This is a genomic window from Pseudarthrobacter sp. RHLT1-30-1, from assembly GCF_059383415.1.
Genome location: NZ_JBWZCG010000054.1, coordinates 1 through 7,508 on the forward strand (window position 1 = coordinate 1; position 7,508 = coordinate 7,508).

A 7,508-nucleotide genomic window follows, 5' to 3' on the forward strand; every position below is an offset into this window, starting at 1 on the left:
CAGGGCGCCTCTGTCCCCGTCACGCAACTCCAATGCCTTCGCCAGATAAACCATGAATCAAGTCTGACAAACAATCAGACCCAAAGGAATCAACGACACGCTACACTAGCGTGGAACATCCCCACAGCCAGGGAAAGACACCGGAAGGACTGAGTGCCATGTATACGCTGCAGATCGAGCACGGGATCAAGGATTTTGGCCTGTGGAAGGCCGCGTTCGACCGTGATCCGGTTAACCGCGCGGCGTCGGGGGTGACTGCGCACCGGATCAGCCGGCCGGTGGAGGACCCGCACTATGTGGTGGTCGAACTCGATTTCGAGCAGCGCGCCCAGGCGGAGGCGCTGCTGGCGAAACTTCAGGCCAACGTCTGGACGTCCCCGGCGGCAGCCGCCGCCCTCCAGGGCGCTCCGAAAACCCGGATCCTCGAGTCGGCCGCCTGAACTAGGCGACCGCCAGCGCCTCCCGCACCGTGCCCGCGACGGCGGCCGCTCCCGCCCCGCCCATGACGATGGTGTAGTGGTTGACGCCCGGGATCTCGCGCACGGTCAGGGCGGGCAGCTTCTCCGCCCAGGTATCGAGGTAGCCAGGCGCGTAGAGGCCGCCGGGTTCGTTGAGCAGGCCGCGCGGCGCGCGCAGCACCAGGGTCTCCACCGCGAGTTCATCCAATGCCTTCAGGAGTGAGGCTCCGCGGTGCAGCTCGGCGGTGTCGTCAGCCATTGCCTGGTAGCGGGTGGCCGGCCGGAGCACCGGCTCGTCGCCGGTGAGGTCGTAATCCACGTACTCCTCCACGAGCGGGCTCCAGTCCGCGCTGAAGGCCGGATGCTGTTTCCAGAAGCTGCGGTACGCCTCCCGGCTGACGAAGGTGGCGTTCAGCCGCTCGGCTGCCGGGCCGAGCACGGAGGCGACGATCTGCTCGTTGCTGAGCCCCGCCGGCACCTGTAGCGGCAGGCCGCCGTCGACCAGCACGAGGGACCGCACCCGCTCGGGAAACAGGTTCGCGAGTACCACCGCGGCGAAGGCGCCCATGGAATGGCCGACGACGACAACGGGGCCGGTGCTGAGCGCGGCCAGGACGGCAGCGAGGTCCTCGGCGTGGGAGGGCATACCGTACGGCGCCGGGAGCGCGTTGCTGCGCCCCCGGCCGCGCAGGTCCGGGGCGATGATCCTGACCTCCGGCAGGGCCTCCGCCAGCGCCGGCCAGGCCATGTGGGACGCGGTGACGCCGTGCACCGCAAGGATGGTCGGGGCGGCCGGGTCCTCGGGCCCCCAGAGCGCGGTGTGCAGGGTGCCACCGCGCACCTCGACCTCGGTGGTCCGGTAACGTGCGTTGCTGGCTGCCTGGGTCATGGGTCTGTCCCTTCCTGGGGCGGAATAGATTCGGAGGCGGGGGTGGGGGCTGCGGCCGGGCCGGGGGCGAGCGCCCTCTCGATGAACTGCATCATTTCCTCGAAGACCTCCTCCGGGACATCGGGACGGGCGCCCTGGGCGGGTTCTGCGCCTTCCTCGTCCCACAGCACCCAGCGCATGCCGATCAGCTCGCCGATGCCCATCAGCGCCCACGCCGCCACGGTGGGGTCCATCGCCCGGACTTCGCCGGTGAGCTGCGCGGCTTTGAGCCCTTCGATGTAGCCGTTGACGATCCGGGTGTAGTGCAGCCGCAGCGCCCCGGGTGAGACGAACTCGGCCTGCCGGATGATCCGGTACAGCGCGGGGTGTTCGGCGGTGAACTGGAAGAAGGCCCGGAACCCGGCGCGTTCGGCCGCGAGCCGGGTGCCGGCGGAGCGGGCGGCGTCGGTCATGGCGTGCCGGACCCGCCGGTTCAGGTCCTCGACGACCTCGTCGAAGATGGCCTGTTTCCCCTCGAAGTACAGGTAGAAGGTGCCGAGGCCGACGCCGGCCTCCTCCGTGATCTTCACGATCGAGGCCTCGTGGTAGCCGACCGAGGCGAACACCGTCTCGGCGGCCTGCAGCAGCTTGGCCCGGGTGCGGGTGCCCCTTGCGGTGCGCGGTGCGGCGCTCACCGCTGGCTCCCGGTTGCAGGCATGCCGGCCAGGGGCAGGGTGGCTGCAGGCAGGTCGGCCGGGTTCAGTTCGGCCGGGGGCAGTTCGCGCGCGCGCAGGTCGGTCGCGGCGCCGTCGTGCCGTCCGTCCAGTTGACGACCTTCCAGCTGCTGCCGGAGCCGGGCGCGGAGTACCTTGTTCAGCGCCGTGCGGGGCAGCGCAGCGACGGTCTCGATCCGGGCGGGAACCTTGAAATGCGCGAGCTGGACGGCACAGTGCTCCAGAAGATCCTGCTCATCGGTGGCCATGCCGGGCCTGATCACCACGAAGCCGATCCCGGTTTCACCCCAGCGTTCGTCTTCCACCCCGACGACGGCGGCCTGCGCCACCGCCGGATGGGCCAGCAGCACCGCCTCGACCTCGGCGGGGGCGACGTTTTCGCCGCCGGAAATGTAGATGTCCTTGAGCCGGTCCACCACTCTGATGTAGCCCTCGGCGTCGCGCTCCACCAGGTCCCCGGTCCGCAGCCAGTCCCCGACCAGGACGGCGGCAGTAGCCGCGGGATCGCGGAAGTAGCCGGCGAAGACCCCCGGGCCACCCACCAGCAGTTCCCCGGTAGCGGCACCGTCCAGGATGTCCCCGGTCACCGGATCGGCCACCGCGACGGCGACGTGGGGGTACGGTTTGCCCGAGTAGCCCACCATCCGGGCGGCGTCCTCGTTGGCCAGGCAGAGCACGTTCGGTGACGCCTCGGTCAGTCCGTAGCCCTGGCTCAGCGCCACTCCCCTGCGGTGCCAGATCCGCAGCAGCGGCGCCGGCATTGGCGCCCCGCCCACCACGGCGTGCCGGAGGCTGCCGAGCTGCGCGGCGGCGAAGTCGGGGTGTTCGGCGAGCATCAGGTACTGGGTGGGGACTCCCATCAGCATGGTTACGCCCCGTTCCGCGATCAGCTGCAGGACCCGGCCGGGTTCGAAGCCGCGTTCCAGCACGACGGTGGCGCCGGTCCACCAGGCCAGCAGGGGCTGGATGTTCCAGCCGCCGACGTGGAACTGCGGCAGCACTGCCAGCACGACGTCGGTGCTGCCCAGGTCCAGCGTCCGGGACAGTGAAAGGTTGGTCCAGAAGCAGTTGGCATGGGTCAGCACCGCGGCTTTGCTGGTCCCCTCGGTGCCGGAGGTGAAGACCATCAGGAGCGGGTCGTCGTCGCGCACTTCCCGGCCTGGCCCTGGCATGGTGGCCGGTACGGTGGCCGGCGTGCGCCGCGAGGGCGGGGGGACGGACTTTTCAACCCCGCCGGGGCCCAGCGCTGCCGTCCGGGGCCGGTGCGCGAGCAGCGTGCACGCCCGCGCGGCGAGGGAATCCAGTTCATCCTCGACCAGGAGCAGCTGCGGGTCGGCGAGCTCGAGCTGCGCGGCGAGTTCCCGGGGCGAGAGCCGCCAGGACAGCGGGACCAGGACCAGCCCGGCCTTGGCGCACGCGAAGAACAACACCACGTGGTCCGAGCTGTTGCCGGTCAGCGTCGCGATCCGGTCCCCGGTGGCGTAGCCGGCAGCCCTGAGGCCGGCGCCGAGTCCCGCTGCCCGGCGTTCCAGCTCGCCGTAGCTCAGGGTGCAGCCGCGGTCGTCGATCGCGATCCGCTGCGGTGTGGCGAGGCTGCGGTCGGTGGTCCAGCGGCCCAGGGTGTGCAGCCCGTCCGGCCGTCCGGTTCCGGTCGTGCTCATGCCGATTCCTCAAGGATCTCGCGGGACGTTTCGGTTCGTTGACCTCTGGCGGCTGCGCCGCCGGCAGTACTGCCGCCGCCAGCCTGCCCGCCGCGGCGCGTGCGGCGCTGGGTCAGCCGCTGGGCAGTGCCCGTAATGCCGCCGGGCAGGAAGAGCACCACGAGGATGAACAGGGTGCCCAGGATGAACAGGGGTTCGGACAGCGGGACCCGCAGGATGTCCGGCAGCGCGTTGATGGCGTCGGAGTTCGCCAGCGTGGTGAGGCGCTGGTCCAGGATGGTGTAGAAAACGCCACCGATAACGGCGCCCCAGCGGGAGCCGACACCGCCCAGGACCACCATCACGAGCAGCGTGATGGTCAGGTCCGCGGACATGGCGCGCGGGACGGCGCCGCTCTGCAGCAGCAGGAACACCATGCCGATGATGCTGACCAGAATGGCGGAGACCACGAAGATCAGCAGCTTCACGAGGTACGGCTGCAGGCCCAGGACCCGGACGCGGAGTTCGTTTTCGCGGACCGCCGCGGCGACGTGGCCGGCGCGGGAGGACTGCACCCAGGTCACGACGATGAACACGGCCACGAGCACCGCGAGGGCCAGCCAGTACAGGTTGCGGGTGTTGACCACGCCCACGAGGAAGTCCGGCAGGTTATCGGTGCGCAGCGTCAGGCCTTCGTCTCCGCCGGTGCTGCCCTCCGGGTTGCGGCCCACAATCACCGAGCCGGCCTGCGCGAAGGCGAGCGTGACCATGGCGAAGGGGATGCCGCTGACCCGCAGGCTGATACTGCCCACCACATGGGCCAGCACGATCACGATCAGCAGGGTCAGGCCCATCGCGGGCAGCAGCGGGATGTCCAGGTTCTGCAGGATGATCGCCAGCCCGTAGACGCCGGCGCCGAAGTACAGCGCATGGCCAAAGGACAGCAGCCCGGCGACTCCGAGCAGCAGGTGGTAGGTCAGGGCCGCGGCGGCCATCAGCATGCACATTGCGAGCAGCTGCAGGGATCCCGGCGTGTACGTCGGTCCGGGCAGCACGCCGGGCAGGGACAGATTTAGCAGCGGCAGCAGGACCAGGAGCCCAATGCCGGCGAGCCCTGCGGCGGCGCCGGCAATCGTCCGGCGGGTCAGGCGCGGCCGGGCGGGACCGCCTGGCCGGTCGGCGTCGGCGGCGCGGCGTGTCCCCGCGGGGGCATCCGCCGTGAGGTCCGTTTCAGGGTTGGTGGCGTCGGTATCGGTGGTCATGAGGTTCTCCCGAGCAGACCGGAGGGACGGAACAGCAGGACAAGCGCCAGGGCCAGCACCACGACGAAGTCTCCGGTGCCGCCGAGGTAGAAGTTCGCGAACTGCTGCAGGACGGCGACGGCGACGGCGGCGATGGCCGCGCCGGTCAGCGAGCCCAGTCCGCCGATTACGGTGACGATGAAGGCGAAGATCAGCAGCGAACCGCCCAGCATCGGCGAGACGTAGCCGAAGTAGTGCGAGGCCAGGACCCCGCCCAGGCCCGCCGCGGCGCCGCCGATCGTGAAGACGAGGGTGAAGGCCTTCCGGACGTCAATGCCCAGGGCCGTCACCATGGAGCGGTTCTCGACGCCGGCCCGGATGATCATGCCGTAGCGGGTGTTTTTCAGGAAGAACACCAGGGCCAGCAGCACCAGGACGGCGGCGATGATGCAGACAAACCGGTCGTTGGGGACGCGGGCGCCCAGGATTTCGGTGGTCTCCTTGAACCAGGCCGGCCCCTGGATGAACACCGGGTCGGTGCCCCAGATGCCGTCGAAGAGGGCCACCGCTGCGAGCGAAAGGCCCACTGTGATGAGGACCTGCTCGATGTGGCGCTGGTACAGGCGGCGGATCAGCACGAACTCGGTGAAGGCGGCAAAGAGCGCTCCGGCCGCGGCCCCGACCAGCAGCGAGAGCAGGAACGTGCCCCAGTTGTCCGAGCCGGTCCGTCGGGCGATTTCCCAGCCGGTGAAGGCGCCGAGGGTGAGGAAGGCGCCGTGTGCGAAGTTGAGCACGCCCATCAGCCCGTAGATCAGGGACAGGCCGGCGGCCACGAGGAAATACAGGGCGCCCAGGCCGAGGCCGGTGAAGAGGAGGAGGACGACGGTACTCACTGGGCGGCGCCCTTCGCTGGTTTCCCGGCGGCAGTCCCGGCAGGTGCCCCGGCGGTTGTCCCGGCCGGTGACCCGGCGGCAGTCCCGGTGTGTGTCTCGGCGGAGACGCCCAGCAGGCGCTGGGTCAGGTCGGCGTCGTCGAGGAAGTCCAGGGCGCTGCCGGTGTGGACCACCCGGCCCCCGGAGAGGACGACGGCTCCCCCGGCGAGCTGGCGCACCACATGCAGGTTTTGCTCGACCAGCAGGATGGGGACGGTCCTGGCTGCTTCGGCCAGGGTCTCGGCGACCTCCGCGACGATTTTCGGGGCCAGGCCCTTGGTGGGTTCGTCGACGAGCAGGATCTTGTTGGTGTTCAGCAGCGCGCGCGCCAGTGAAACCATCTGCTGCTGGCCGCCGGACAGGGTGCCCGCCATCTGCGCGGACCGGGCCAGCAGGTCCGGGAAGAGGTCCTCGACGAGCTGGCGCCGCGGTGCGGCGTCGCGTTCGGCGAGCCGGAGGTTTTCCGCAACGGTGAGTTTGGAGAAGACTTCGCGGTCCTCGGGCACGTAGCCCACCCCGCTGCGGATGATCTTGAACGTCGGCTCCTTCTCGATCCGCACGCCGTCGAGCTCCACGGCACCGGTGCGGTCGATCAGGCCGATAATGGCTTTGATGGTACTGGTCTTGCCGACGCCGTTGCGGCCCAGCAGCGCGGTGATGCCGGTGGCCGGGACGGTGAAGGAGACGTCCTCCACGACCTGCTGCCCGGCAATGTGCGCGTTGAGACCACGGATGGTGAGGATGGGTCGGGCTTCCGCTGCGGCGGTCATACGGGTTCTCCCAGGTAGGCACTCTGTACAGTCGGATCCGACATCACGGCCTCCGGGCTGTCGAGGGCGAGCAGGCTGCCGTGGTGCATCACGGCGACCCGGTCCACGAGGCCCAGGACCACGTCCATGTGGTGCTCCACCATCATCACGGTGCAGCCGCGGTCCCGGTGCAGGCCGCGGATGATCGCGCTGAGGGACGGAACGTCCCCCGATGCCACGCCGGCCATCGGTTCGTCCAGGAGGACGACGGCGGGATCGGTCGCCAGCAGCACGGCGATTTCCACTTTGCGTTTCTCGCCGTGCGAGAGGTCCCCCGCCGCCGTCGAGAGCTGGCCGGTGAGGCCGACTTCGGCGAGGGTGCCGCGGGCGATCCGGGTGGCTTCGTCGGAGGCGGAGGGGAAGCGCAGGATGCTGAAGCTGCCGCCGAGTTTGGCCTGGGCGGCGAGCCGGACGTTTTCCAGCACGCTAAGCCGTGGAAACAGGTTGGAGGTCTGAAAGGTCCGGCCCAGCCCTGCCTTGGCCCGGCGGTGGATCGGCGCGGCCGTGATCTCCCTGCCGTTCAGCGTAACGGTGCCGGTTGTGGGCCGCATTACACCGGAAATCAGGTTGAACAGGGTGGTCTTGCCGGCACCGTTGGGGCCGATGACGCCGATCATTTCGCCGGTGCCGACGGCGAAGCTCACATCCTGGAGGATGCGGGCACCGCCGATCTGCAGGCCGAGGCCGTCCACCGCAAGGGCGGGCAGGGCTGGGGATTTCATTCGGATCCTTCGTGGCTCGCTGGAGTCGTGGCTGTCCCGCCGGCGTGGGGGGGGGGGGGGGGGGGGGGAGGGAAAACGGGGGAGGAGTCGTGTGTCGCTGGGGG

8 protein-coding genes are annotated in these 7,508 nt (G+C 69.8%); 1 reads left to right on the forward strand and 7 read right to left on the reverse strand.

The features are described 5' to 3' along the window. The first annotated feature begins 158 nt into the window (after positions 1 to 158). Positions 159 to 440: a hypothetical protein gene (locus tag AC50YM_RS20380; RefSeq protein WP_494958750.1), complete on the forward strand. Its 282-nt coding sequence runs from the start codon at positions 159 to 161 to the stop codon at positions 438 to 440. Position 441: 1 nt separating this feature from the next. Here AC50YM_RS20380 and AC50YM_RS20385 read toward each other — a convergent pair whose 3' ends face one another. From AC50YM_RS20385 to AC50YM_RS20415, 7 genes are read right to left on the reverse strand one after another with little or no spacing between them, the layout of a single operon-like run. Beyond that, on the reverse strand, positions 442 to 1,347 hold the full coding sequence (locus AC50YM_RS20385; RefSeq protein ID WP_494958751.1) for an alpha/beta hydrolase: 906 nt from the start codon (positions 1,345 to 1,347) through the stop codon (positions 442 to 444). Further along, a complete protein-coding gene (locus AC50YM_RS20390; RefSeq protein ID WP_494958752.1) occupies positions 1,344 to 2,021 on the reverse strand; it encodes a TetR/AcrR family transcriptional regulator in 678 nt (225 codons plus the stop codon). The genes AC50YM_RS20385 and AC50YM_RS20390 overlap by 4 nt, the downstream gene beginning before the upstream one ends. Then, complete coding sequence (locus AC50YM_RS20395) at positions 2,018 to 3,721, reverse strand: class I adenylate-forming enzyme family protein (protein WP_494958753.1); 1,704 nt, start codon at positions 3,719 to 3,721, stop codon at positions 2,018 to 2,020. Before AC50YM_RS20395 ends, AC50YM_RS20390 begins: the two co-directional genes overlap by 4 nt. Then, positions 3,718 to 4,962 (reverse strand): branched-chain amino acid ABC transporter permease, encoded by a 1,245-nt coding sequence (locus tag AC50YM_RS20400; RefSeq protein ID WP_494958754.1) that lies wholly within the window; start codon positions 4,960 to 4,962, stop codon positions 3,718 to 3,720. The genes AC50YM_RS20395 and AC50YM_RS20400 overlap by 4 nt, the downstream gene beginning before the upstream one ends. Continuing rightward, a complete protein-coding gene (locus AC50YM_RS20405) occupies positions 4,959 to 5,834 on the reverse strand; it encodes a branched-chain amino acid ABC transporter permease (protein ID WP_494894482.1) in 876 nt (291 codons plus the stop codon). The genes AC50YM_RS20400 and AC50YM_RS20405 overlap by 4 nt, the downstream gene beginning before the upstream one ends. Continuing rightward, positions 5,831 to 6,643 carry an ABC transporter ATP-binding protein gene (locus AC50YM_RS20410; RefSeq protein WP_494958755.1) on the reverse strand — a complete coding sequence of 271 codons (813 nt, stop codon included), beginning with the start codon at positions 6,641 to 6,643 and terminating at the stop codon, positions 5,831 to 5,833. Before AC50YM_RS20410 ends, AC50YM_RS20405 begins: the two co-directional genes overlap by 4 nt. Then, entirely contained in the window at positions 6,640 to 7,404 is a 765-nt protein-coding gene (locus AC50YM_RS20415; RefSeq protein ID WP_494958756.1) for an ABC transporter ATP-binding protein, read from the reverse strand. Before AC50YM_RS20415 ends, AC50YM_RS20410 begins: the two co-directional genes overlap by 4 nt. Positions 7,405 to 7,508: the final 104 nt, after the last annotated feature.